The 26,191-nt window shown below is 45.6% G+C and carries 17 protein-coding genes and 3 pseudogenes; 15 read left to right on the top strand and 5 right to left on the bottom strand.

Annotated features, from left to right (window positions below; all coding sequences use genetic code 11):
- Nucleotides 1-304: 304 nt before the first annotated feature.
- Nucleotides 305-602, top strand: a pseudogene (tnpA, locus tag RIB93_RS29825) (IS200/IS605 family transposase); the annotation flags it as partial.
- Between the two features lie 355 nt (nt 603-957).
- Here tnpA and RIB93_RS29820 read toward each other — a convergent pair.
- Nucleotides 958-2,247 carry a glucose-1-phosphate adenylyltransferase gene (locus RIB93_RS29820; protein WP_446378511.1) on the bottom strand — a complete coding sequence of 430 codons (1,290 nt, stop codon included), beginning with the start codon at nt 2,245-2,247 and terminating at the stop codon, nt 958-960.
- A 272-nt stretch (nt 2,248-2,519) separates the two neighbouring features.
- Between RIB93_RS29820 and RIB93_RS29815 the strand changes: the two genes are divergently transcribed.
- From RIB93_RS29815 to RIB93_RS29790, 6 genes and pseudogenes are all read left to right on the top strand, one after another.
- Nucleotides 2,520-3,209 (top strand): response regulator transcription factor, encoded by a 690-nt coding sequence (locus RIB93_RS29815; RefSeq protein ID WP_446378509.1) that lies wholly within the window; start codon nt 2,520-2,522, stop codon nt 3,207-3,209.
- Between the two features lie 480 nt (nt 3,210-3,689).
- A complete protein-coding gene (locus RIB93_RS29810) occupies nt 3,690-5,840 on the top strand; it encodes a PAS domain-containing protein (RefSeq protein WP_446378507.1) in 2,151 nt (716 codons plus the stop codon).
- Between the two features lie 202 nt (nt 5,841-6,042).
- Nucleotides 6,043-6,543: pseudogene (locus RIB93_RS29805) on the top strand (ATP-grasp domain-containing protein); the annotation flags it as partial.
- A gap of 168 nt (nt 6,544-6,711) precedes the next feature.
- Nucleotides 6,712-7,887 carry a formamidase gene (gene fmdA / locus RIB93_RS29800; protein ID WP_006104111.1) on the top strand — a complete coding sequence of 392 codons (1,176 nt, stop codon included), beginning with the start codon at nt 6,712-6,714 and terminating at the stop codon, nt 7,885-7,887.
- 43 nt (nt 7,888-7,930) lie between these two features.
- Nucleotides 7,931-8,188: an FmdB family zinc ribbon protein gene (locus RIB93_RS29795; RefSeq protein ID WP_446378505.1), complete on the top strand. Its 258-nt coding sequence runs from the start codon at nt 7,931-7,933 to the stop codon at nt 8,186-8,188.
- Between the two features lie 264 nt (nt 8,189-8,452).
- The gene (locus RIB93_RS29790; protein WP_446378503.1) at nt 8,453-9,997 is read left to right on the top strand and encodes a hybrid sensor histidine kinase/response regulator; all 1,545 of its coding nucleotides are present in this window, start codon (nt 8,453-8,455) and stop codon (nt 9,995-9,997) included.
- A 19-nt stretch (nt 9,998-10,016) separates the two neighbouring features.
- Here RIB93_RS29790 and RIB93_RS29785 read toward each other — a convergent pair whose 3' ends face one another.
- Nucleotides 10,017-11,129: a flagellar assembly protein H gene (locus RIB93_RS29785; protein WP_446378501.1), complete on the bottom strand. Its 1,113-nt coding sequence runs from the start codon at nt 11,127-11,129 to the stop codon at nt 10,017-10,019.
- A 279-nt stretch (nt 11,130-11,408) separates the two neighbouring features.
- On the opposite strand from RIB93_RS29785, the gene RIB93_RS29780 reads away from it, so the two are divergent.
- The 3 genes from RIB93_RS29780 (at nt 11,409) to RIB93_RS29770 (ending at nt 15,549) form a co-directional block, all read left to right on the top strand.
- The gene (locus tag RIB93_RS29780) at nt 11,409-12,590 is read left to right on the top strand and encodes an aldo/keto reductase (RefSeq protein ID WP_446378515.1); all 1,182 of its coding nucleotides are present in this window, start codon (nt 11,409-11,411) and stop codon (nt 12,588-12,590) included.
- A gap of 205 nt (nt 12,591-12,795) precedes the next feature.
- Complete coding sequence (locus RIB93_RS29775; RefSeq protein ID WP_446378499.1) at nt 12,796-13,608, top strand: EAL domain-containing protein; 813 nt, start codon at nt 12,796-12,798, stop codon at nt 13,606-13,608.
- Nucleotides 13,609-13,767: 159 nt separating this feature from the next.
- Entirely contained in the window at nt 13,768-15,549 is a 1,782-nt protein-coding gene (locus RIB93_RS29770; protein ID WP_446378497.1) for an autotransporter domain-containing protein, read from the top strand.
- Nucleotides 15,550-15,704: 155 nt separating this feature from the next.
- On the opposite strand, the gene RIB93_RS29765 is transcribed toward RIB93_RS29770, so the two are convergent.
- Both RIB93_RS29765 and RIB93_RS29760 read right to left on the bottom strand, forming a co-directional pair.
- Nucleotides 15,705-17,984, bottom strand: coding sequence for a CHASE2 domain-containing protein (locus tag RIB93_RS29765; protein ID WP_446378513.1), 2,280 nt, complete (start codon nt 17,982-17,984; stop codon nt 15,705-15,707).
- 103 nt (nt 17,985-18,087) lie between these two features.
- Nucleotides 18,088-18,933, bottom strand: coding sequence for a DUF928 domain-containing protein (locus RIB93_RS29760; protein ID WP_446378495.1), 846 nt, complete (start codon nt 18,931-18,933; stop codon nt 18,088-18,090).
- A gap of 364 nt (nt 18,934-19,297) precedes the next feature.
- On the opposite strand from RIB93_RS29760, the gene RIB93_RS29755 reads away from it, so the two are divergent.
- From RIB93_RS29755 to RIB93_RS29745, 3 genes are all read left to right on the top strand, one after another.
- A complete protein-coding gene (locus tag RIB93_RS29755) occupies nt 19,298-21,046 on the top strand; it encodes an NAD+ synthase (RefSeq protein WP_446378493.1) in 1,749 nt (582 codons plus the stop codon).
- Nucleotides 21,047-21,149: 103 nt separating this feature from the next.
- The gene (locus RIB93_RS29750; protein WP_446378491.1) at nt 21,150-21,839 is read left to right on the top strand and encodes a PEP-CTERM sorting domain-containing protein; all 690 of its coding nucleotides are present in this window, start codon (nt 21,150-21,152) and stop codon (nt 21,837-21,839) included.
- A gap of 181 nt (nt 21,840-22,020) precedes the next feature.
- The gene (locus RIB93_RS29745; RefSeq protein WP_446378489.1) at nt 22,021-23,874 is read left to right on the top strand and encodes a response regulator; all 1,854 of its coding nucleotides are present in this window, start codon (nt 22,021-22,023) and stop codon (nt 23,872-23,874) included.
- Nucleotides 23,875-23,990: 116 nt separating this feature from the next.
- Here RIB93_RS29745 and RIB93_RS29740 read toward each other — a convergent pair whose 3' ends face one another.
- A complete protein-coding gene (locus RIB93_RS29740; protein ID WP_446378487.1) occupies nt 23,991-24,725 on the bottom strand; it encodes a WecB/TagA/CpsF family glycosyltransferase in 735 nt (244 codons plus the stop codon).
- Between the two features lie 145 nt (nt 24,726-24,870).
- Between RIB93_RS29740 and RIB93_RS29735 the strand changes: the two are divergent.
- Both RIB93_RS29735 and RIB93_RS29730 read left to right on the top strand, forming a co-directional pair.
- Nucleotides 24,871-25,083: pseudogene (locus RIB93_RS29735) on the top strand (transposase); the annotation flags it as partial.
- Nucleotides 25,084-25,373: 290 nt separating this feature from the next.
- The coding region (locus RIB93_RS29730) for a lipid-A-disaccharide synthase-related protein (RefSeq protein WP_446378485.1) at nt 25,374-26,191 on the top strand (818 nt) is incomplete at its 3' end.

The following is a 26,191-nucleotide window of genomic DNA, read 5'->3' as shown; positions in this document are numbered from 1 at the left end:
AGCTAGACCAGATAAGGGTTTTAAGCCATTTTCCTACCCAACAAGTGCAAGGTTTTTACATCATAACCGTCAAAACCCTGGAATTTGTGCCTCCGCCAGCGCCAAATTTTCCCTCGACAGAGGCTTGAAACCATTGCCCATTGCCTATTCCCTATTGCCTCTCCCCACCACAAGACTTATTCAGCAACCCCTAATTAACCTTGCCGCTTTGTTGATACCATCTTTGATCCGATGATTACGCTTGCGGGTCACTCGGTCAAGCCAGCCATCCCAGTATCCCTGTGGCTTTCCTTCTTTCCTTAAAATTCGGGATAGAATATTCGAGATATTTGGTGAGTTAGCTCTAGAAAAAGGTTGGCACATCAGAGCGATCGAGGTAGCTCCTGACCATATACACTTATTTGTTGAGATTCACCCAACTGATGCAATTTATCAAGTGGTAAGAGCTTTTAAAGGAAGAAGTTCCAACTATCTCAGGAAAGAGTTCCCAGAACTGAAAAAACTTCCCTCTTTATGGACAAACAGCTACTTTTTTTCGACCGCAGGTAACGGAGCGTGCGGCAACCATTCAAAAATACATTAATGACCCACATCACACGTAAGGACAACAGGCGGCTAAAGCCGCTGTCGCGCATTCCTCTCCGGTCTAAAGACACGGAGTTTCCTGCGACGAAGGATGAGATAATCCTTGAGTACAGACGCGCCATGGCGCGTCTGTACAAGTACAAGCTCCTTACCACCACCTAACGCAAGATGTCCTGTCTTAAAGCGACCCAATCAGGGGTCTTACAGAGGGCTGAACTAGGAGAATATCCAGCCGTGTGTACCAGCGCTAGGCTCGATGTGGTAGACAATGCTTACGTTGGAGACTGATTCTTCCAAGCTGCCGCTTCAACGCAGTAAGCGGCAGTCATTGACCACTTTCTTTTCCTCATCTCCCTAGTCATTAATCAAGACCTAAATGACCGTTCCATCGGGAATTACGGCATTTTTAAGGACAACGACAATGCCATTGCGGATCAAAAAGCCTTGTTTTTCCCGTTCAGCTTCCTCGACGTGATCTTTGTTGACAATTTGAACATCGTGGCCAATGCGAGCATTTTTGTCAATGATGGCACGGCGAACTGTGGTTCCTGCACCAATCCCTAAGGGTACACGTCCGGTTTCTACATTAGATTGACGTTCGGCAAAGGGTTCATAGAAGTCACATCCCATAATCAGAGTGTCTTCAATCACACAATCGGCTTCAATGCGAGAGCGAACTCCTAATACCGAGTGATGGATACGACAATCTTTAAGAATACAACCTTCTCCCACAATCGATTGCGTCACATGACTATCCAAAAGTTTAGTCGGAGGCAAATAACGGGCGCGAGTATAAATCGGTGCCTCTTTGTCGTAGAAACTAAACGGTGGCTGGGGTTGGCGAGTTAACGCTAGATTAGCCTCATAGAACGCTTCAATGGTACCAATGTCTTCCCAGTAGTCGTTGAACAAGTAGGCTTGAACGTTATGATCTCCTGATGCCCCTGGGATGATTTCTTTACCGAAATCGGTTTGTTCGGGGTTGGCTTGCAACAACTTAATCAACGCTTCTTTACTAAAGACGTAAATTCCCATCGAGGCAATATAGGGTTTTTCCTTTGCCTCATCCGGATTCAACCCTAAAACCGTTGTATCCACCTGCATTTGCTTCAGCGCATCCCCTTTGGGCTTTTCACTGAAATCAATTACCCTGCCGGTGTGATCAATTTTCATCAAACCAAAACTGGTTGCCAGTTTTTCACCGATAGGCACCACAGAAAGGGTGATATCAGCTTTCGTTTCACGGTGGTGTTCCACGAAATGGCGATAGTCCATCCGATAGAGATGGTCGCCGGACAGAATGATATATTCATCAACATCACACTCCTCTAGGAGCCACAAATATTGACGAACCGCGTCTGCTGTGCCCTGAAACCAGCTAGGATTTTCAGCAGTTTGCTGGGCAGCTAGAACTTCAACAAATCCGTCGGTAAAGCCAGCAAAGTTATAGGCACGGGTTATGTGCCGATTCAAGGACGCTGAGTTAAATTGGGTAAGAACGTAAATTTGATAGATCTCGGAGTTGATGCAATTACTGACCGGAATGTCAATAAGGCGGTACTTACCCGCCAAAGGAACAGCCGGTTTAGCCCGCAACTTGGTTAATGGATAAAGGCGGGTGCCCGCGCCACCTCCGAGAATGATACCTAATACTCTTTTCACGAAACACCTCTGGAATGCCGATAGACTCTCAAGTCCTAGTGTCCGCTTGTGTGGAACTCTTTTCAAGAGGGTAAGGGAGAAAGTTGACTCTCTCTATGGAAAGAAAAATCCAAAAAACGGCATGCTTAGGAGGCGTCAAGAGACTTCTAGCCCTACTGGAGTAATGATTCGAGGGAGTTGTTCCCTCAACTGTTGGGTTAAGCTTGTCAGTTCTACTCCGTTGTGCCAAATTTCCATTAAATTAAGAGAAGTAATGGCAAAGGAAGTGAGAGATGTCAGCACAACTGTTACTGGTCGATGACGAACCGGGCGTTCGGGAGGCGGTCAAAGACTATTTAGAAGAGGTGGGTGGTTTTACCGTCGATGTTGCCAGTAATGCGAATGATGCATGGCAAATGCTGCAACAAAAAACACCTGATCTTGTAATCACCGATATTATGATGCCTCAAGTAGATGGGTATCAGTTTCTTCAGAAGCTGCGAGAAGACCCGCGTTTCAAATCACTGCCAGTGGTTTTTCTCACGGCTAGAGGTATGACTACAGACCGGATTCAAGGGTATCAGGCAGGTTGTGATGCTTATCTGTCCAAACCATTTGATACGGATGAATTGGTCGCCATTGTCGAGAATTTACTGGAACGTCGTGCTGCTACTGCACAGGAAACGGCGGGTACGGCGGATTTAGGGAATATCGAAAAAGAGCTAACTGCGATTCGTGAAATGTTGGCTCAACGGGGTAATATTTCCCAAACTCCCCCACCCATCCGCATTGACTTTACGCCGCGAGAGCAAAGTGTTCTGGATTTGGTTGCCCAAGGGCTGATGAATAAAGAAATTGCCCGCCGCCTGGAAACCAGTGTCCGCAATGTGGAGAAATATGTCAGTCGCTTGTTTAGCAAAACTGGAACCAATAGCCGCACCGAGTTAGTCCGTTATGCTCTTGAACATGGCTTGACCCAGTAAAACCTGTTCCCTAAGAGGGCATGAAGGCAAACGTTTCTGACCACCTCTGCGCCAGCAGGAGGAGCATAGGTGGTTCTAGAAGTAATATGATGATTCCCACCGCTCTCGGTTTGTGGAGTCAACTACCCCCGATAAATGACAACGAACAACGAATAGGAATTTTATAGCTTTAACTTATATTAAGTATAAATTAAATTAATATTAAAAATATGAATTGATGACCGAATCCCTAACTATCATGAAGTCACAACTTCGATTACGGAACTGACGTTCTATCTAGAGAGAGTCAATTAGAAATTTTATCTGGATTTGAATAAATTTGCAGAGCTTTGAAAACATTCTGAATAGAAATTAGACCGAGAGTAGGCGTGTACAACTGTAGTTCAGTTTATAAACTGTCACAGTTGAATTTACTACAGCCTGATCTTCCATTTTAAATAACAGTCAAACTGAGTAGAAACAGGTTCTTAGGCAAATCTTATGTTATCGGTGCTAGACCCTACCCAAAACCCCAACACTATATCGCTGAAGATTCTCATCGTCGAAGATGGTTACCAAACGATAAAACTATTGGGAGAAGGATTATGTTCTGAAATTAGATATTCGTTTATTATTCAACAAGTTAGGCAGAGTTGTCAAGCCCTAACCCGATTAAGTCAGGAAGCGTTTGATCTTATCGTCGTTCATTTGTCCCACGCTGATCCTCACGTTTTCGATACGGTTACTCAGATAAAACAGTTGGGCTTAACCCTGCCAATTCTCGGATTAAGGGCTAACCAGGATGAACCCTTAACCCTGCAAGTTATCCAAGCGGGGACACCGGATGATCAGGTAACGGAAAATCTCAAAAGTTACCGCTTAATTCGGGCATTTCGTCATGCGATTGACAGTCAGAAACGCCAAGAATGCCAACGTCTGAATCAGGAAAAATATCAGTCGGTTATCGATAATGTCAAAGAAGTCATTTTCCAAACTGATACCCATGGACATTGGACATTCCTGAATCGGGCTTGGACAGAAATTACTGGCTTTTCAATTGCTGAAAGTATCGGAACATCCTTTTTAAACGGTATTCATCCGGATGACTGGCAAAAGGGACGAAACAACTTTGATGCGCTGATTACTGGAGTCCAACAATCCTGTCGCCCTACGGTACGCTACCTGACGAAATCGGGTGAAATTCGTTGGTTGGAGGTACATGCGCGGATAAATTTTGCCGCCGATGGTACGGTTTCGGGAACCACAGGAACCCTAAATGATATTACAGAACAGGTGTTAACCCAATCCGCCTTACGCATTTCCGAAGAACGACTGCAAATGGCGTTATCTGGGAGTGATTTGGGATTATGGGATTGGCAATTAATCACTGGAGATATTTATTTTAATCCGCAGTGGAAAGCGATGCTGGGGTATGCAGAATACGAAATCGACGATAATTTTCAGGCGTTTGAACAATTGGTGCATCCTGAGGATTTATCAAGAGTGAAAGCCGTATTAAAGGCTTATATAGATAGATTGATTCCTATCTATGAAGTCGAATTTAGGATGCGATGTAAAACGGGGAAATGGAAGTGGATTTTGTCTCGCGGTAAAGTCTTTGAGTGGGATGAAGCAGGGAACCCAGTAAGGATGACAGGGACTCATCGGGATATTAGCGATCGCAGACAAGCGGAGGAGGCTTTGCGAGAGTCAGAAGCGCGGGAACGGAAAAAAGCGTATCAGTTAGAACTTACATTGTGTGAACTCAAAAATGCCCAAGCGCAGTTAGTCCAAACAAAAAAAATGGCATCCTTGGGACAATTGGTAGCGGGAATTGCCCATGAGATTAATAATCCCATTGGTTTTATTTCCGGAAATGTTGGCTTTGCCCATCAATATGGGTGTGATCTGCTCAAATTGATCGATCTCTATCAACAGTATTATCCTCACCCTGTTGCCCCGATTCAAGAGCAAATGGAAGCGGTTGAGCTTGACTTTCTCAGGACAGATTTTCCCAAAGCCCTCAACTCGATTCGAGAAGGCGTTGTTCGGGTTCAAGACATTGTGCGATCGCTCCAGCATTTTTCGCACCTGAATGAAGCCCAGATGAAGACAACTGATTTACATCAAGGGTTGGAGAGTACCTTGATCCTCTTACAGAATCGCCTCAATAAAAAGCCTAACAGACCCGCTATTGAAGTGAATAAACAATTGAGTACGTTACCTAAAGTAGAGTGTTATCCGGGGCAACTGAATCAAGTGTTTATCAATATTCTCGGTAATGCGATTGAGGCGTTAGACGAAAAAAGCCAGCAGAATGATTCCTTTATACCCCAGATTAGGATTAGTACGGAAATAGCTGAGTTAAACTCAACTGTGATTATTCGGATTTCCGATAATGGTTTAGGTATTCCTGCTCATTTGCAAGAGCATTTGTTTGAACCGTTTTTCACCACAAAACCTGTAGGACAAGGGACAGGATTGGGATTAGCCGTAAGTTATCAAATTATTGAGAAACACAAAGGAAAAATTACCTGTAATTCTCAAGTGGGTATCGGCACAGAGTTTGTGATTGAAATCCCGATCACACTGAGCAAGAAAACGGAAAAGTTGGGTCAAATTCAATGGTTACGCCAAGCTATCGGCGCTTGACTAAGCTGTTAAGGAGTTAGGGAAAATTTAAGTTAACGGCGGAGATTATCATTTGTTAGTTGTAAGGCTTGGAAGACTATTTACAGAACCTAATAGAGTTTGGTTTATCTTAAATTCAACACTGATTGGCTTGATTGGTATCTGCCCTAACTCACCTGATCGAGAATTCCGATTTGATTGATGAATATTTTAATCCTCGGCAACTCTGAAGATGTCCTTAATTAGTAATGATTCAGAGCAAGTCCTTAAATTCGCTCAATCGCAGCACACGCTAGTTTTTAAGCCCGTCTATGGCGGGACACATACTCAGTTGCTTAAAGAATCTCACTTAGAACCGGAACGACTGAAATTAGTTCTCGGTCTTTCGCCAGTTACAATACAGGAGTATATTCCCGGAACAAATATTCGCAGTTATGTAATTAATGGATCTGTCTATTCTGTGGAAATTCGCTCTCCGGCTTTGGATTTTCGGCAAGATTTACAGGCGGAATTACGTCCAGTCGAATTACCAGATAGGGTTCAACAGCAGTGTTTAGCCATTACCAAAGCCTTAATGCTGGAGTGGACAGCCATTGATTGGCGTCTGAGTTCCAAGGGTGAGTATGTATTTTTAGAAGCAAATCCTAGCCCGATGTTTTTACATGTCGAGTCTCAAACGGGTTTTCCCATCACTCAAGAATTAGTTAAGCTTTTAATGAATTAGCTTTAGGCAAAAACTCTCCTTTAATGGATAGGTTTATTTACACTATTTAATATTAAAAAGCTTCTCTATTAAATATAAGCTGTTTTTTGTATTTAATTATACAGTAATTGTTTTTCATTTCCTCGTTGAATAGTTACAACAAAACAATCTATTCATCAGAGGTATTCTATGCCCGACGTTCTATTTAAAGTAGACCTAACTAAACCCATGTCAGAACAGGAGTTAGTCGGTCATAATCGCTGGCATCCTGATATTCCTGCAGTGGTTTCTGTCAATCCTGGCGATGTCTTTCGCATTGAATGTAAAGATTGGACAGATGGGCAAATTAAAAATAATGATAACCCCGATGATGTGCGGGATGTAGACTTAACGGTGGTGCATGTGTTGAGTGGACCTATTCATGTGAATGGGGCGCAACCGGGGGATATTCTGGTTGTTGATTTATTAGATATTGGTGCATTACCAGGGGATGAATGGGGCTTTACGGGTATTTTCGCTAGAGAAAATGGTGGTGGATTTCTCACAGATCATTTTCCCAATGCGGCTAAAGCGATATGGGATTTACAGGGGATTTATACTCATTCTCGTCATATTCCCGGCGTGCGATTTGCCGGAATTACTCATCCCGGTTTAATTGGGTGTGCGCCGTCAGCAGAATTATTGGCACAATGGAATAAACGAGAAGCGGAATTGGTGGCAACAAATCCTAATCGTGTGCCACCCTTAGCCGCATTACCCAACCCGCAAAATGCAATTTTAGGATCGTTAAAAGGGGCAGAATTTGACCGAGTTGCCGCTGAAGCCGCCCGCACGGTTCCGCCGCGTGAACATGGGGGAAATTGTGATATTAAGAATCTATCGAGAGGGTCACGGATTTATTTCCCAGTCTATGTAGATGGTGCAAAACTGTCTATGGGAGATATTCATTTTTCCCAGGGAGATGGTGAGATTTCCTTCTGCGGTGCGATTGAAATGTCGGGTTATATTGATCTGCATGTCGATATTATTAAAGGGGGTGTAGAAAAATATGGGATGACTAACCCAATTTTTAAGCCGGGACCCGTTGAACCGCGCTATTCTGAGTATTTAGTTTTTGAAGGGATTTCAGTTGATGAAGTGACTGGGCAGCAATATTATTTAGATGCTCATGTCGCTTATCGGCGGGCGTGTTTAAATGCGATTGAATACCTGAAAAAGTTTGGGTTTACGGGAGAACAAGCCTATTTACTGTTAAGTTGTGCGCCAATTGAAGGGCGGATCAGTGGAATTGTGGATATTCCTAATGCCTGTTGTACATTAGCCTTGCCCACGGAAATTTTTAATCAGCCAATTCTGCCAACTTAGTATAAGAAAGTAGAGAGTAGAAGGTTATCAGGAGAAAAAAGATATGCCGTTGTACGAATTTCGCTGTAATACTTGTGGGGATTTTGAGAAATGGCGCACATTAGCAGAAGCAGGAACACCCCTGCTTTGTCCAACTTGTCAGGTGATAGCGAAACGGGTATTTTCTGCGCCCATGGTGAATTTAAATTCGGGGAGTTTACCCAAACCAAAGGAACCGCGACTGGTGAAGGGTTCTACAGAATCGACAACACCAAAGTATAGTCAGCAGAAAAATGGACGCCCTTGGATGGTGAGTCATTAACATTAATTAGGAGTCAATTGAGCAAAAGATAAGAGGCAGAATAAGACAATTTGTCGGCGCGGGTTGTACCGACAAGGTTATTGATAAAACTTGTAACTGGACTAAACCCGCCCTTAGGAAAAATTACAGGAAAAGGACAATTGAACGATAAAAAATAGGCGAACTGAAAATGGCGCAAGGTCTGAGTTCAAAGTCACCCACTTATGCAACAATAAAAATGGCAACGTGCCGCTTTTTGCAAAATTCAGTCATGCCAGTCCGTTCATGTCCTCTTCCTTGCCCCAAATCTTATTGGTTGATGATACTGTGGCTAATCTGCAATTAGTCTCAGATTTTTTAATGAAAGCAGGATTTAACGTCCTTGCGGTTAAAAGTGGCGTCCAAGCGTTAAAAATTGTGGCAATAACCTTACCGGATCTAATTTTGTTGGATGTGGTGATGCCAGAAATGGACGGGTTTGAAGTCTGTCGTCGTTTAAAAGCGCAGGAGGAAACCCAAGATATTCCAGTTATTTTTATGACAGCCGTTACCGATCGCGCGAATCCTAGTTACAAGATTAAGGGGCTAAAGCTGGGTGCTGTAGACTATATCAGCAAGCCAATTCAGCTTGAAGAGGTGTTACTTCGCGTCCAGACTCACCTGCAACTGCGGGCGTTAACCCAGCAACTCACCGAACAAAATGCCTGCTTACAGCAAGAGATTCGCGTGCGTCATCAAACCCAACAGATCCTGCAAGAAACGGAACGTCGATGGCGATCGCTGTTAGAGAATGTGCAACTACTGGTTGTTGGCTTAGATTGGCAGGGGGATGTGGAGTATATGAACCCCTTTGGCTTAGGCTTAACTGGCTATACTTCAGCCGAAGTTTTCGGGAAAAACTGGTTCAATACATTTATCCCATCCTCCGATCAGCCGCAGCTTAAACAAACTTTCCATGAACTTTTATACCACAACAGCTACGCCTACTACCAGAACTCCATTCTGACCAAATCCGGTGAAGAACGACTGATTGCGTGGAATAATACCGTGCTAAGAGATATTACTGGCGCGATCGCAGGAATCATGAGTATTGGCGAAGATATTACCCAACGTCAGGCTGTGGAACGGATGAAAAATGAATTTATCTCCCTGGTTAGTCATGAACTTCGCACCCCACTCACCTCAATGCGCGGTTCTCTGGGTTTGCTTAAGATGGGAGTCTATGATAATCAACCCGACAAAGCCAAACGGATGTTAGATATTGCGGTAACAGACTGCGATCGCTTAGGACGGTTGGTGAATGACATCCTCAGTTTAGAACGCTTGGATTTTGGTCAAGTGACGCTAGTTAAGGAAGTCTGCGATGTGGCAGATTTAATCAAACATTCGGTAGAAGCGATAGATGCGATCGCAGAGGCGGCGGGAATTGCTATCCAGGTGACTCCCCTATCAGCTCAAGTCTATGTTGCCCCTGATACTATTATTCAAACCCTGACGAATCTGTTGAGTAATGCGATCAAGTTTTCTGAGAGAAATACCACGATCACCGTGGGTGTGCAACATCAGTCAGATTGTATTTTATTTCACGTTACCGACCAAGGACGAGGAATTCCCACGGAACACCTTGAACGCATCTTTGGGCGATTTCAGCAAGTCGATGTTTCCGATTCCCGCCAAAAAGGAGGTACCGGTTTAGGATTAGCGATTTGCCGCAGCATTATCCAGCAACATGGGGGGGAAATTTGGGCGGAAAGTACCCTAGGTTCTGGAAGTACCTTTTATTTTACGTTGCCAGTTTATGGTCAAACTTCCCCCAGCTCGCTCCTCTGAGGAAACGACAACGGAACGTTTAAGAACTGGCTTGGGGAAATCGAGCCAGGAGTTGCTCACGGGATAGCTGAGACAATTGTGAGAGGTATTGGCTTAAGTCTTGGGGGGGTAATCCTAATAAAGGAGTGACCAGTGCGGTGAGTTGAGCGTCCAATTCTCCAAAACGAATTATGAGTAAATTTTCGACAATGAAACGCTGTGCCTGTTGAATTCCTGATTCACTATTTTCGAGTTGAGACAGTTGCAGTAGAAAGGGAGTTAACTGCTGAGAGGGCAATGCCGATAAGGGAGTGATTAAAGCAGCGAGGGTAGAGGTTAACTGTCCCAAGCGAGTCTGGAGAACGTTTTCGAGCATCAGCCGATGTCCTTGTTGTAATCCCTGTTGTAATCCCTGTTGCATAGCTTCTTCCCTGGCTTGTTGCCGAGCCGCATCCAGTTGTTGCCGATAAAGGGGTGCTAATGCCATAATTAACTCCCTCTCCTCTGTGTCTAAGGGTTGTTCTTGATTGGCTTGTAAGTTGGCTTGCAAGTTATACAATAACTCTAGCGTAGACTCCCGCCGTTGGCTGTCTTCGGGTAATGCGGTAATCTCCTCGATGGCTTGCTGTTGGACTCTGCCCTTTCCCAGAAGTCTCAGCCATAGGGTTTGGGGGGTACGGGGGAGTTGGTGGATGACGACGATGGTTGTTCGGAAAGCCTGGGGGAGAAAGTAGAGTCCACTTAACCAGTTTTGCTCGTCACTGAAGGCTGCAAAGCTATCGAGTAAGGGTGTTGAGGCGGTGGGGGTGAGTATCCATAATTGGGAGAGTTCACTCAAATTAATGGAAGTGGATTCCCGTCTGGCGCGTCGTCTCAATTCCCGATGTAGGTCAAACAGTTTCGCCAGACAATCACAAATTTGATCGGCGGTGACGGCGTTGCGAAAAGGTTCAAAGACAGCAGGAGTTGTGACAAAGCGCCCTAAAAGTCCCAGAGAGAGGAGGTAGTCATCTGAGATAGAGGTGGGGATAAATAAAACGTCAACCTCTCGCACTTCCCCAGCAATGTCGCGACTGGTTTCCACTTTTCCGATTGGGGACAAGAGTTGGTCAAGATAATCCTTGGCAAATTGGTCATGGGGAAATCGAGTCATTGAGGGATGGGGATAGTCTACGACTTACTAATACCCAATTTAAATGCATGACAGCTTATCTGTCAGTCAAGCCTATTTGTTCATCTTTGGTGAAATTGTGATTACGTCCTGATACCCAGTTGCCTTCTAATCATGTCATTGGACGGCGTTGCGAAGACTTTACCTTTTTTCCACCGTTCCCATCGCCAGATATTTTGGCTTTGGCTTAAAGTGAAGATAGGTTGAATACAAATTTTTAAGATTCACCCGTTAAGGACTTGACTTCTAAAGATTTTTATGATGCAGTACAGACGATTTGGACGCACCGAACTACAAATACCAGTATTTTCCTGCGGCGGGATGCGGTATCAATTCAAATGGAAAGATATGCCCGCCTGGTTAATTCCGAAAGATAATCAACACAACTTAGAAGCAACCATTCGTCGCTCGATTGAAGTCGGTATTAATCATATTGAAACAGCGCGGGGTTATGGTACATCAGAAATGCAGTTAGGCAAAATTTTGCCCAAATTTTCCCGTGATCAATTAATTGTCCAGACAAAAGTTAGTCCTAAACCAGATCCCAAAGAATTTCGACGTCAGTTTGAGCAGTCGTTGAAATTCCTCAACCTTGACTATGTTGATTTGCTGGGAGTTCATGGCATAAACACGCCGCAATTGCTCCAGGATAGCATTCGTCCTGGAGGCTGTATGGATGTGGCGCGTCAGTTACAAGCCCAAGGCAAAGTGCGGTTTATTGGCTTTTCTACCCACGGTGCTACCGACGTAATTATCAAAACTATTGAGACGGATCAGTTTGATTATGTAAATCTGCACTGGTACTATATTAATCAATTTAATTGGTCAGCAATTGAAGCCGCAACTCGTCATGATATGGGCGTTTTTATTATTAGTCCGTCGGATAAAGGGGGAATGCTGTATAAACCGCCACAGCGATTAGTTGAACTTTGTAAACCCTTGAGTCCAATGGTATTTAATGACTTGTTTTGCCTGTCTCATCCCCAGGTGCATACCTTAAGTTTAGGTGCATCTCACCCTAGTGATTTTGATGAACATTTGAAGGCGGTTGAGTTATTGGATCAGGTTGATGAAATATTACCCCCAATTGTGGCACGATTAGAAGCCGCCGCGATCGCACGACTCGGTGAAGATTGGTTCAAAACCTGGCACATCGGTTTACCCAGCCACGAGGAAACCCCCGGTGGTGTGAATATCCCGGTGATTTTGTGGCTAAGAAATTTAGCGATCGCCTATGATATGGTTGAATATGCTAAAATGCGTTACAACCTCTTAACCAATGCGGGACACTGGTTTCCGGGTGCTAAAGCTAATCAAGTCAGAAAAATCAACCTTCAGGCATGTTTACACCAGAGTCCCCATGCTGATACAATTCCTACTTTACTGGAAGATGCGGATCAGCGCTTAGGGGGTGCAACCGTTAAACGCTTATCCCAACAATAAACCGATAGCGATTCGACTTGAGTCGTAAAGATTTTGGTGAGTCAAAGGAGCGCTTAACTGGAAACAGACGATTCTCTAACTCATTGAGAATTGCTACATCACTTTGTTTCTTCCCTCATTCAGGCTTAATTGTTATCCCTATTACCTGTTCTATAACCCCTTTCTGGTAACATTTGGGTAAAGAGCAGCAGGTGGCAAATTGGAGGTGAAAAATGTGCAAGAACATATCTATCAAGAACCAACGAGTAGTCAAGCATTACGAAATGCTCTTATAGAAGATCGTTTTTGCTTATACTTTCAACCGATTTTCCCTCTCGTTAACAGAGAAAAGGGTCATGTTCACAAGGAAATTTTAATCCGAATGGTGGGACAAGATGGTAGGATTATCCCACCCAACTACTTTCTTCCCTGTGCTGAAGAATCCGGATTAATGCCATCTATTGATCGTTGGGTTCTAGAATCCTTTTTCAATGGCATTTACCACCCGAGTAAATGTATGGGCTGTTGGGCAAGGGATTATTATTGTGGGTGTATTATTGCCTTTAACCTTTCCGGTTCCAGTGTCAATGATGACAGCTTCCTCGACTTTCTGGAAAATGCCGTGATGAATCATCCGGTTCCCCCCAGTAGTTTAGTCTTTGAGATTACTGAAACGGTAGCCTTAATCAACATAGACAGAACCCGGCAATTTATCCAGCGTTTACAAAACCTAGGTTGTCAGTTTGCTTTGGATGATTTTGGTACAGGCATGTCCAGTTTAGCGTATCTTAAGGAATTACCCTTAGATTTTGTCAAAATTGATGGTATGTTTGTGCGGGATGTGGTGCAGAATCCTATCTCTGAAGCGATTGTCTCTGCTATTGTACAAATGGCTAAGGCGAAGCAAATTAAGACTATTGCCGAATACGTGGAAAATGTGGCAATTCTGGAACGATTGCAGGCGTTAGGTGTAGATTATGCCCAAGGGTTTTACTTAGGTAAGCCTACCCCGATTCTCAAGCGAACGCCTATTTTCTAGATGAAGGGAGAAGGGCAGCTTATATACTGCATTTTGAAGTGCGAAATGTGGGTAGTTTCAGGCTTTTTTATTAGGGGTCATTTGGCAGATATAATATTATTAACGTTTACGGAGCAGATTGGTGCTTAAGTCAGTGCTATTCAGCTTAGGGTAATAGTCATGCAAAAACAAGCTCTAGCGATCGCATCTATTTTATTATCTACCCTGTTGCCGCTCGATGCTTCGGCACAGAACTTTGAGGAATTTTACATCTTTGGCGATAGTCTGTCAGATGTTGGCAACTCATTTGAACGCTCTGAAGGTCTCTTCCCTCCTAGCCCTCCCTATTTTGAGGGACGTTTTACTAACGGTTTAGTCTGGGTAGAAGTTCTGGGATTGGAGTTAGGACTTGATCACAATCCAGCTAATAACTTTGCCCTTGGTGGGGCAACCTCAGAGGACGTGCTAGAACAGGTTATTGAGTTTACCACCACAACCCAACCACTCGATGCTAATGGGCTTTATACCGTTTGGGGCGGTGCCAACGACTACATCGACGTAGTTCCAGGCACAAACCCAGCAGATATAGACACGACAACCACGGTCAACAACATATCCAATGCGGTGAAAACGCTGATTGCAAAAGGCGCTGAAACGATTATCGTAGTCAACCTGCCAGATTTGGGAAGGACGCCTCTAGGATTAGCCTCTCCCCTTGCTGCCGACGCCTTCACCGCCGCCGTTAATCAATATAACCGCAACTTAAACGCCGCTTTGCAAACATTAGCTCAAAACCGTGAAGTTCAGATCGTACCGCTCGATGTCAATCCTCTGGTTAATGAAGTTCTCGCCGAGCCAGCCAGATACGGCATAACTAACGTGACCGAACCATGCTTAAATGAGGCAACCAATACGGTTTGTTCCAACCCCGACGAGTATTTTTTTTGGGATGATATTCATCCTACTGCTGCCGTTCATGAGCTGTTTGGAGAAGCGGCTTTGGCAGTGCTGATTAGTCCTCAAACCGTTATCCCCCAAGCCGACATTGCCTTAAGCGTTGCTCGCAGGCAGACTCAAACGATTGACGCTCGGCTCCAGTCCCTGCGAGGTGTCCGCGAAACTCCCCCCGAACAACGATTTGGTGCCTTTGTCAACGGTGACATCAACTTCGGCGATAAAGATACCAGCAATAGCGAACCGGGCTATGATTTCACGACGACAGGGGTTACTGCTGGCGTTGATTACCGCGTCACGGGCGACCTCGCGCTGGGAGTTGCTGTCAGTCGCCTCAGCAATGACACCGAACTTGATCATGACCTTGGCGAGGTTGAAGTTGATGGTTATGCCGTTTCTATCTATGGCAACTATAATCGGGGTAACTTTTATACGGATACCCTTGTCAGTTATGGTTGGAATGACTATGAGATAACCCGCCAAATCGAATTCGACAACCGCAGGGCTACTGCTGACCCGGACGGGAATCAACTCTCGGTTGATGTGAACGGTGGTTACAATGTCAGATCGGGCAACTTGTCTTATGGACCAACGGTAGGAGTTCGCTACGATCGCGTGGAAATTGATGACTACACAGAGGAAGGTGCGGGTAGCCTCAACATGAAAGTCCAAGACCAAGAAGCAGAATCGCTGGTTCTCAGTGCGGGTGTTCAGGCGGCTTATGGGTTCAACGTTGGCAACACTATAGTGACACCCAATTTCCGGGCACGTTACGAACACCAGTTCGCCAACGACAGCCGCGAAATCGAGACGGAACTCCTCACCCAACCGGGCATTCCGATCCGGGCGACTACAGACGACCCCGATCGCGATTACGTGAGATTAGGCGCTGGAATGGACGTGCAGTTTTCCCCGAATTTTTCCGGCGCGATCGATTACGAAACGGTCGTCGGGCGCGAAGACTACACCGACCATGGGGTTAAAGCTCAACTCCGCTATCAATTTTAACTGGACTTTAGACTAAAATTTGGGATTTTCAGAATTAGTCTAAACTCCAGTTTTAAAACACCTCAACCACACTATCGGCAGCATCATATCATGTCCTCGTCTTGTTCCCATTTTGGCACAATTCAAGTAGATCATCCGATTACTGGACTGGTGTTCTAAGGTTTTATTGCCTGTTCTTGACTTTCGCCCTGACGTTGACGCAGTAACTTATAACGATTGGATAACATCGTTTCTACAGGGGGCGGTAAAAACGTAAAGTGAATATAAAACGAATGATCATCACTGAGTTTATCTAACACTTTGGCATAGATATCCTCACTCACTGAGATTAATTTATCACCCCTAAATAAATTAATCTTTATATTCGTCAAAGGTTTGATAAATTGGTCTGTTTTAATCTCGCCACCTTGGGCAGAAAGTTTTACTAAAGTTCCTCGAAAAAATATATCGCTGACATGCTTGCCTTCCAAAAACGTGTAGTGTAAAGGAATCGGATCGACCAAGGGCAGAAATTGCTCATCAGGTTTAGCTAAAAACAAGTAGTAAGGTTTGCCAATTCCCCCCACTTCATAAATGGGAATAGGTTCGGGTAATCCTTTAGGTTGAACCCGTATCTTGCTATCAATTCTCACCCAAGTTCCCGCAGCATTTAGAGTAGACTGAGAGATAAAAATTTGACTGTCTGTCGTATAGGATTCGATGCGATAGGCTAAATTAACCTGAGAACCCACTACTCCATATTTTGTTCGCTTCGATGACCCAATATTGCCCACTACAACATCCCCCGTATTAATCCCAATGCCCATAGTCAACGGAGGTAAACCCAGATGTTTCATTCGTTCATTGACCGATGTCATCGCCAACTGCATCGCCACGGCGCAAGCGATCGCGCGTTGGGCGTCATCGTCACGCAGCGTCGGCGCACCAAACAAAACCAAAATTCCATCCCCAAGAAATTCATCAATTGTTCCTTGGTAATGAGTAATCACATCCGTCATCGTGGCAAAGTAAAAGTTGAGAATATTCACCACTTCTTCTGGCATTAAACGTTCAGTCAGGGCAGTAAATCCTCTTAAATCAGACGTTAAGATAGTAATCGTGCGCCGTTCACCACCTAATTTAGCCCCTTCAGGATTTTCTAAGACATTCGCCACAACTTCATTGGTGAGATAACGTCCAAAGGTTTCGCGGATTTTACCCACTTGATGGGCAAGATAACTGGTAATCGCCACCACTGAACCTGATAAAGCCAAAAGAGGCGGAACTACAGGAATCCACCACCCGATTAAAAACGCCCCATAAGTACTACCCAACAGGACACCCCCTGCCAGGATCAGCCTCAAAAATCGTTGTACAGAGACCCGTCGCCTTTTCTTCTGATAGCGTCCCTGCCAGGTTATAATAGCGCCTACAGTAGACCAGAAAAAAATCCATAGGTTTTCTTGCAGTGGGAACCAAGTTTGAATGAGGGGGCGTCCTTCTAAAGCCGCACTAAGGATTTGACTGGTAATATTGGCATGTAATTCTACCCCAGACATGCGTTCGGGCAAAGCAAACCAACTGCTACTGTAGGGGGTAAAAATCCAGTCTTGGAAACTCTCCCCGACAAAGCCGATCAGAATAATGCGATCGCGTCCCCAATCGGGAGGGATACGATCCTCTAGAAGATCATGCAATGAGATCGTTTCAAAGTGTTTCTTGCTCCCTCGATAATTTAATAATATTTGGTAGCCACCAGCATCCGTGCGGACATAACCCCCATCATTTTTTTGGAAGCGAGAAAACGTGCTTTTTCCCAACCGCCAGGTATTGGGTTCGCCAGGTATTGGTTTTGGGCTAATTCCTTGAGCATCAAGATAGAGAAGTGCTAGATAAAATCCGAAGCTGGGAACAACATCTCCATTGATATCTTCAACTTGTAAGAGTGCCCGTCGGACTTTAGTATCGGCATCAAAGATGACATCATTAGCACCCACTTGTCCTTTGCCTTTCAACGCTGGGGGGGCGGCGACAGCATCCTGGCGCTTATCGCCAACCACTTTCTCAATCCCCACCAGATTGGGGGTTGTTTCAAAGACTTGGACTAATTCCTGATGACCCGGTTGTACGGGTAAATCCCGATAAACATCCAAACCAATGGCTTTAGGGTTATGGGTTTTGAGTTTAGCAATAGCTTGGGCATAAATCTGATCCGGAAGAATAGATCGAGAAAGTTGCCCAATTTTTTTCACATCCGCCTCATCAATCCCCACGATCCCAATTCGCTGATCCAAGGGTTCAGAGGGACGCCAACGCATATATTGATCATAAGCTGTCCATTCCCAAGTTTGCAGCATCCCAGTCCACCGCAGGAGAATGATCAAACCCGTAACTGTTGGGGTAACTATCCAAACGCCGCGCCATTGCCAAAGCCACCGCTTACAGAATTTATACATTTGACCGTTCGCTTCGTTGGGCATGGTGCATGAGTGTGTAGGGGCGGGTTTCACTATGATTGTTTCTTGCCACCCGGATTTTACTAAACCCGCCCCGACTAAGTTACAGGGGTTTATTCAGTTCTCTCATCGCCTCAGCATCTTGAGTCTCCTCAGCATCTTGAGTCTCAACCGAACAGGAGTGAACCCAACAGTTAATTGGAATATTATCCAACTCAACCGACGTTAACAATTCTTGCATCTCATCTGCGATCGCGGAGTCATTGGGAAATTGCTGATAGAGTCGAGCTAAAATCATCAGCGTTTCTGCCCAAATCCTTTCTTGAGCATAGTTAGATCCTTCCTCTTGGAGACGTTTTTTGATCCCTTCGGGTTCATAAACGAGTTGATCAAGAAGAGTGTTCAGTTCTTCGGGTGGGGCAATTCCCGTCTGCAGGGGTTGACGCTGAATCCACCCTCGAGCAAAATGATCCTGACTGCGATCATCAGTATTACACACTAAGGCAAATGTCCAAAGATACCGTTTTTCCGTTGTCAGAGATATGTAATCAGGAAGCTTGAGTTCTACGATACCGGCTCTATGGGTTAGGGGTATCCTCGTATAATAAATTTCCTGGTTTTGCTCGTCCAAAAGTAGAAAATCGGCTGCCTGGGCTGTCGTGGGGGGAACATACCAAAATAATTTAGGGTTGGGGGATATGGTGGTAATTAGATTATTCGTTGGCGTTAGCGCCGTTAATCTTCTATTTCCGGGAACACAAGGTATATTCGGTATACCTCTTTGTCCTCCCCCGCCAGTCCTCTCAGGGGCACCAATATCTTCTCCTTCAGGAAACTCTAAACTAATATCGAACGACTGTGCTTTGAGTTGAGGTGCGGCGAAAGCCAACGTTAACCCGATCGTTAGCGTCATCCCACCGAGGTAGGTAAAATGTTTGAGACCACCCATGCTTTAATGTTCTCCTAATATAATCCTGAGATCTATTGCCACAGTCACTTTCAACATGATTCGCGGGAGTCCAGCGTTAGACTCAATCGGGTAGACAGTGCTTACGTTGGAAGCTGACAGCTACCGCCACCGCCAGTTCCTGTCATCAGGTTTGACAGGTTAGCAAAAGTCTGTGATTCAACTTGAGTTTTACCCACCCCGGGCAAGACTGTTTCAATGTACCTGCTTGTCTATATTTTATTTTGTGGCGGAAGTTTGAGGGAAATCAAAAAAGCCAGATTGACACCAGATTAGACCAAAGACGGAATGACTAACGACGAATCCCATGTTAGCTTGAACCTAGCTAGCCTATTGTGTGTTTTCCATGAAACTTGCGATCGCACAACTCAATCCCACGATTGGCGACTCAACCAGCAATGCCCAAAAAATCCTTGATGCGGCAAATCAAGCAGCCCGTCAGGGTGTCCGCCTCTTATTGACGCCAGAACTCTCCCTCTGTGGATATCCGCCGCGAGACTTACTATTAAATCCCAGTTTTATGGAGTCCATGACAGACTGTCTGGACAACTTAGCCGAACAGTTACCCTCAACCCTAGCAGTTTTAGTGGGAACGGTGACAGCGAATCCTAAAGCGGAGAGTTCGGGAGGTAAACCGTTATTTAATAGTATTGCCCTGTTGGAGGGCGGTAAGGTGCAGCAGGTGTTTCATAAGCGCCTGTTGCCCACCTATGATGTCTTTGATGAGAACCGTTATTTTGAAGCTGGAGTCCAGAGTAATTCCTTTACCTTAAAGGCAAAGTCAGCTACCCCGATTAAAATTGGTGTGACGATTTGCGAGGATCTCTGGAACGATGAGGAGTTTTGGGGAAAGCGCACGTATCAGTTCAATCCGATTACCGACTTAATCCAGCAGCAGGTTGACTTAATTGTGAATCTTTCCGCCTCGCCCTATAGTGTAGGCAAGCAGCAACTGCGGGAAGCCATGCTGCAACATAGTGCCAAGCGTTACCAGCAACCGATTCTCTACGCCAATCAGGTGGGGGGAAACGACGATTTAATCTTTGATGGAAGTAGTGTGGGATTTAACCGCACCGGGGAAATGGTTTGTCGCGCCCCAGCGTTTGAAACCGATGTTTTACTGGTAGACTTTGATCCAGTCCAAGGAGATTTACTCAAGAGTGCGATCGCACCCGCCCCCGAAAGTACCAATGCTCAAATTTGGTCTGCTTTAGTTCTAGGAATCCAAGACTATGCCCGTAAATGTGGCTTTAAACGGGTAGTGATTGGTTTGAGTGGGGGAATTGATTCATCCCTGGTTGCTGCCCTTGCCACGGAAGCGTTGGGTAGGGAAAATGTACTCGGTGTGCTTATGCCATCTCCCCATAGCTCTGAACACTCGATTAATGATGCCCTGGCGTTAGCCAAAAATTTAGGGATTAAAACCCATACGTTGCCCATTGGTGACTTAATGCAGGGGTATGATCAAACCTTAGACCCCCTATTTGCTGGAACCGAATTTGGCACAGCGGAGGAGAATATTCAAGCCCGGATTCGGGGAAACTTGTTAATGGCGATCGCGAATAAGTTTGACTATCTGCTGATCTCGACGGGGAATAAGTCAGAGATGGCAGTAGGATACTGTACTCTCTATGGAGATATGAATGGTGGATTAGCCGCGATCGCAGATGTTCCCAAAACCCGTGTGTATTCCCTGTGTCAATGGCTAAATTCCACAAAAGCCAGCCAAGCCACCTCAGCGCAATTAAAAGAGCAATTACCCGATACTCAACCAGAAATTATTCCTGCGAATGTCTTAGCCAAACCTCCCAGCGCTGAACTCAAACCGGATCAAACTGACCAAGACTCGTTACCGTCTTATGACATCTTGGATGATATCTTACAACGCCTGATTCATGACCATCAATCTGCCCAACAAATTATCGACGCCGGACATGATCCAGAAATTGTCCATAAAGTGATGCGAATGGTAGCGCGGGCAGAATTCAAGCGCCGCCAAGCACCACCAGGGTTAAAAATTACGGATCGGGCATTTGGTACGGGTTGGCGGATGCCCATCGCCAGTCGTTGGGTGGCGGCGAAAAAATCTATCTAATGAGAGACTTCAAACTTTACAGGAAGAGAGATGTATATCAGGAAATCTATATTATACTGGGTGGCATAGTAAGCTTTTACAGAACAACCACGAACACTAGACTATGCATCTCAAAAAAACATCAACAGTTCTCGGATTAGCCGTTGGCAGTGCCTTAGCTCTGTCTGCAATGCCAGCTGAAGCCGCGACATTCGGTAATAACGGTATCCAATTTGATATGGATACCACAGTAACATTTGACTTCACTGGCTCTAATGGTAAATTCGGATCAATGTTTGGAGTCGTACTCGAAAGTGACCCGAATAACATCATCCCGCCTGTACTCTTTGCCGAAAATCCCGCCTTTGATCCAGGACCCATTGGCGATTTTCAAGGAACCTGCGGTATTGTTGTTCCCGACCCTTGCACAGCTAATTTCACCTTTATGGCAGGTGAAAGCTATAGCTTGGCGCTCAAATCTCCTAACGGAACCGTCTACTCAACCGATAGTCTAAATCCTGTCGATCCGGCAAATCCTGCTACTCCTCAAACGCGCCAGTTTGTCTTTTTCCAGGATGAAACAACCCTACCACCTCTGGTAAACGAATCAGGTGAAGGATCAGTTGATCCGTTTGACAAATTTGCTATTCTTATCGAGGATAAGGGAGGTAGTCGCGACTTCAATGACTTCCGCCTCACGGCTATGGCGGATTCTCCTGAATCTATTCCTGAACCAGCAACGTTAGCCGGATTAGGATTAGTAGCTGGCTCATTAACTCTGATCCGCCGCCGCCAAACGAACAAGAAGTCTTAGTTAGATTTTCGTTTCGTTTGTCGTCAGTAGGGGTTTGGTTTCCAAACCCCTATTTTGGTAACCAAACCCCTACTATTAAATTTTATTGAGGATTATGTACGTTTCATTCAAGAATCCATGAGAAACAGGTGAAGATCAAAGGGAATACAGAATTATCCCATTCCCCATTCTCCCGTTTCCCATGAAGATTTTGATAGTCGATGATGATCCAGCGACAGCTTCACCCCTAATTGAAGCCCTCACCAGTCATCACTACACCGTTGAAGCCGCAACTAACGCTGAAAATGGATTAGAACTCGCTCAAACCTCTCACTATGACTTAGCTGTCTTGGACGTTACTCGCCAAAACCTAGATGGTATTCATCTGTGTCAAAAACTGCGCCATCAAGGTTCTCAAATGCCAATTCTCCTCCTGGGCGCCAAAGGAAGTAGCGCCGATCGCATTCGCGGATTAGAAGCAGGTGCGGATGATTATGTGATTAAACCCTATGATCTCTCCGAATTGATGGCGCGAATTCGAGCATTATTGCGGCGGCGTAACTCCACGGTATCAAAGGTGTTGACTTGGGATCATCTACGGCTAGAACCGGATACAGGAGAAGTAACCTATAAAGGCGAATCATTACACCTAACGCCCAAAGAATACGGATTGTTAGAACTCTTCCTGCGTCATCCTCGACGTATTTTTAGCCGTAGTGCGATTCTCGATCGCATCTGGGCGAGTGATGAATTTCCCGGTGAAGAAGCCGTAACCACCCAAATTAAAGGGTTGCGGCAAAAGCTGAAAGCGGCTGGGATAAAAATTAATTTAATTGAGACAGTATACGGCTTAGGGTATCGCCTCAAAGATGCACCCACTCAGGAACAAGAGAACAAACAAGTCAAGGAAAAAGTAGCAGATAGCACGTCTGAAGCGAAACTCATGGCGGCGGTTGCCCAAATTTGGCAAAAGTTCAAAGAAAGCCTCCCGGAAAAAATAGACGTATTTAGGCAAGTGAGTGTAACTCTGGCGACAGGAACCCTGAATCAACAACTCTGTGAGAACGCCAAAATTGAAGCCCACCGATTAGTGGGTTCATTAGGATCGTTTGGTTGTGCAGAGGGTTCTAACATCGCCCGCGAAATTGAACAGCTTCTGCAGACTCCAACCCCAGCAACGCCGCAAGATGCCCATAAGCTAAAGGATTTAATCGACTCCTTGCAACAGGCGATCGCAAACAAACCCGCCTTGGCTCAGGTTACGCCCCCCGTCAGTGATCCCCCCACGTCTTCTACTTTCCCAGCCCGACTATTAGTCATTGATGATGATCAAATCCTCAGCCAACATATCGAAATCGAGGCAAAAGCCTGGGGATTGCAGGTAGATAGCGCCCCCCATCTCCAAGCCGCCAAACGAGCGATCGCGCTCCATCCTCCCGATGTAATCTTGCTGGATCTTACCTTTGCTGACACCCAAGAAAACGGCTTTGAACTCTTAGCAGAACTTGCTGTTCAACACTCAGACATTCCCGTTTTAATCTTTTCCAGTCAAAACCATTTAAGCAGTCGAGTCAAAGCCGCTCGTCTCGGTGCTGATACCTTTTTACAGAAACCCATGACTCCCCCAGAAATTTTGCAAGTGGTGACTCAAGCGATTAATCAGCAGAAATTGGGGGAAGCTAAAGTCTTAGTCGTGGATGATGACTCCCAAATCCTAGCGCTGCTGCGCCATTTACTACAACCTTGGGGACTAAACATCACCACGTTGGCACATCCCCAACGCTTCTGGGATGTCTTAGAAGCCGTATCTCCCGACTTACTGATTTTAGATGTAGAAATGCCGGAATATAGTGGCATTGAGTTATGTCAGGTTGTCCGTCATGATTTACGCTGGAGTAACTTGCCCGTGTTGTTTCTCTCCGCCCATACCGAAGTACAAACAGTGCAGCAAGTTTTTACCGTTGGTGCAGATGATTACGTGAAAAAACCGATCGTCGAGGCTGAATTAATTGCCCGTGTTTTGAATCGGTTAGAACGTCGCTATTCCCAGAACTAATAAAGGTCAGGTTTTTAAAGGGGCAGGGTGTGGGGTGTCGGGTGTCGGGAACAATTGAATTCCCTGTTCCCTGTTTCCTAACAAATGACGAATGACGAATGACATAAGACAAATGACTAAGCCAAACGTTGCCCGATCGCTTTGAGAGCAAACTGCGGTAACGCCATCATCCGCCGCCAGCGCCAAGGTTCTTGATAGAGTCGATACAGCCATTCCAAATGATTATTCCGCAACCAGACAGGCGCACGGGTTTTAATCCCAGCCCAGATATCAAAGCTACCGCCAACGCCAATCCAAATCGCTTGAGGACACAAATGTCGATTTTGGGCAATCCACAACTCTTGACGAGGAACCCCTAAACCGACAAAAATTAATGGCGGTTGTTCTTTTGCCAACCTGACTTTGAGTTGATCTTCGGCTTCTGGAGACAGATAGCCATCTTCAATTCCTGCGATCGCGAGTTTCGGGTATTGTTCTTGCCATATCTTCGCTGCTGTTTGGGCAATACCCGGTTTACCCCCGTAGAAAAAAACTGGATAAGACTCACCCAATTCTCCCGCCTGTCGCAGTAACGATTCTGCCAACTCAATTCCCGGACAACGCTGCTGTCGGATACCGTGGAGAAGTAAGTAAAAAATGACACCTGCACCATCCGGGACAACTAATTCCGCTTGTCGGATTGAACGTGCCAAAGCTGGATTACATTCCGCCTGCATCACCATTTCTGCATTCAATGTCACCACATGACACCCTAGGTTTTGCTGAAGGCGATTACCTAGCCAGCGATCGTACTCTTGGAGTCGGTGAACAGGTAGTCCCATGACAGGGAACGGCTTCGGGGTCTCACACATAATTAGACTGTTGCTTATCCTCCCTTCAAATTACCACTTAGCAGACTAGCTGATCCGGACGTCAAAGGCTAGCCTCTAGTTGAGATGGATCAAATTGCTGCGAACAATGAGAAGAGACGCGATACTTCGCGCCTCTGAAATCTAGGCGTTAAAACGCGCTTCTGTGCGCGTATCTCGTAAAACAAAGGGTTCTAAGAATCGTCTCAAAGCCATCAAGCAGTTAGGTAGAACGCATCTCAAGGTTTCGAGGCGGCGTAAAGACTTTGCGGTCAAAACCGCGAGGGCGCTTGTCCAGTCGGCAGACTTGGTAGCCATTGAAGACCTAAAAGTGCCGAACATGGTCAAAAACCATCATCTGAAAGCGCTGCAAGGATTAGCTCAACTACCGAGGGGCACTCGGAAAGTTACGCCTGGGGATGAGATGACCCGCTCCTTAGAGGAGGAAACTCCAAAAAGTAAGGTTGCTCGTAGAACCAGGAAACCTCATCAGTGATGATGGGAATCCCCGCCTTCAACGAAGTAAGGCGGGGAGAATGTCAAAATAGGATGATTTATCTGGAGAAAAAGCCGCCCTAGAAGGACGGGACTTTAGACCGATTATTTCCGGTAAATTAATAGTGATATTACCAAATCACCGATAACCAAACTATGCAACTGCTGTGCATCAGCAACGGTCACGGAGAAGATGTCATTGCTATCCGAATTTTACAGGAACTCAACGCTAGCCCAGATGCGCCGGAATTAGCCGCATTGCCGTTAGTGGGTGAAGGTGCAGCCTATCGGCAATTGGATATTCCGATTATCGGACCGGTGCAAACCATGCCCTCTGGTGGTTTTATCTATATGGAAGGGCGTCACCTGCTGCGCGATGTGCAGAGTGGTTTGTTGAAATTGACATGGGCGCAATTGAAAGCGGTTCGCCGTTGGGCTAAACGCGGTGGGGTTATTTTAGCGGTGGGGGATATTGTCCCGCTGTTGTTTGCCTGGTTGAGTGACGCCCCCTATGCCTTTGTCGGGACGGCTAAATCGGAGTATTATCTGCGGGATGAAGCGGGATGGTTACCGAATCGTCAGCGCCGGGAAGGATGGTCTGGTTCGGTGTATTTGCCGTGGGAACGTTGGTTGATGAGTCGCAAGCGATGCAAGGCGGTGTTTCCTAGAGATAAACTGACAACAGAAATTTTGCAAAAATGGTCAATTCCGGCATTGGATTTAGGGAACCCAATGATGGATGGGATTGAACCGGAACACCCAGAACCGATATTCTATGAACCCGATGCTGAACAAAAAGAAATGCAGCGTCCTTTGGTGGTTGCATTATTACCTGGTTCGAGAATGCCAGAGGCATACCAGAATTGGCAGAAAATCGCCCTAGCTGCGAATGGGTTATTGGAGGCTTATAAGCAACGCTCTGTGGTGTTTCTCGGCGCGATCGCACCCGCTTTAAGTCTTGAACCCCTACAAGA

This window comes from Coleofasciculus sp. D1-CHI-01, from assembly GCF_040218875.1.
GTDB lineage: Bacteria > Cyanobacteriota > Cyanobacteriia > Cyanobacteriales > Coleofasciculaceae > Coleofasciculus.
Note: the sequence above shows the minus strand (reverse complement) of the source record. Positions and strands in the feature narration are given on the sequence as shown.

Excerpts from the sequence above, each read along its gene's own strand:
- RIB93_RS29810 (WP_446378507.1), top strand. The coding sequence starts at position 3,690 with ATGTTATCGGTGCTAGACCCTACCCAAAACCCCAACACTATATCGCTG.
- RIB93_RS29815 (WP_446378509.1), top strand. The coding sequence starts at position 2,520 with ATGTCAGCACAACTGTTACTGGTCGATGACGAACCGGGCGTTCGGGAG.
- RIB93_RS29760 (WP_446378495.1), bottom strand. The coding sequence starts at position 18,933 with ATGGGTGGTCTCAAACATTTTACCTACCTCGGTGGGATGACGCTAACG.
- fmdA (WP_006104111.1), top strand. The coding sequence starts at position 6,712 with ATGCCCGACGTTCTATTTAAAGTAGACCTAACTAAACCCATGTCAGAA.
- RIB93_RS29780 (WP_446378515.1), top strand. The coding sequence starts at position 11,409 with ATGCAGTACAGACGATTTGGACGCACCGAACTACAAATACCAGTATTT.
- RIB93_RS29790 (WP_446378503.1), top strand. The coding sequence starts at position 8,453 with ATGTCCTCTTCCTTGCCCCAAATCTTATTGGTTGATGATACTGTGGCT.
- RIB93_RS29740 (WP_446378487.1), bottom strand. The coding sequence starts at position 24,725 with ATGTGTGAGACCCCGAAGCCGTTCCCTGTCATGGGACTACCTGTTCAC.
- RIB93_RS29755 (WP_446378493.1), top strand. The coding sequence starts at position 19,298 with ATGAAACTTGCGATCGCACAACTCAATCCCACGATTGGCGACTCAACC.
- RIB93_RS29795 (WP_446378505.1), top strand. The coding sequence starts at position 7,931 with ATGCCGTTGTACGAATTTCGCTGTAATACTTGTGGGGATTTTGAGAAA.
- RIB93_RS29770 (WP_446378497.1), top strand. The coding sequence starts at position 13,768 with ATGCAAAAACAAGCTCTAGCGATCGCATCTATTTTATTATCTACCCTG.
- RIB93_RS29750 (WP_446378491.1), top strand. The coding sequence starts at position 21,150 with ATGCATCTCAAAAAAACATCAACAGTTCTCGGATTAGCCGTTGGCAGT.
- RIB93_RS29745 (WP_446378489.1), top strand. The coding sequence starts at position 22,021 with ATGAAGATTTTGATAGTCGATGATGATCCAGCGACAGCTTCACCCCTA.
- RIB93_RS29765 (WP_446378513.1), bottom strand. The coding sequence starts at position 17,984 with ATGTATAAATTCTGTAAGCGGTGGCTTTGGCAATGGCGCGGCGTTTGG.
- RIB93_RS29785 (WP_446378501.1), bottom strand. The coding sequence starts at position 11,129 with ATGACTCGATTTCCCCATGACCAATTTGCCAAGGATTATCTTGACCAA.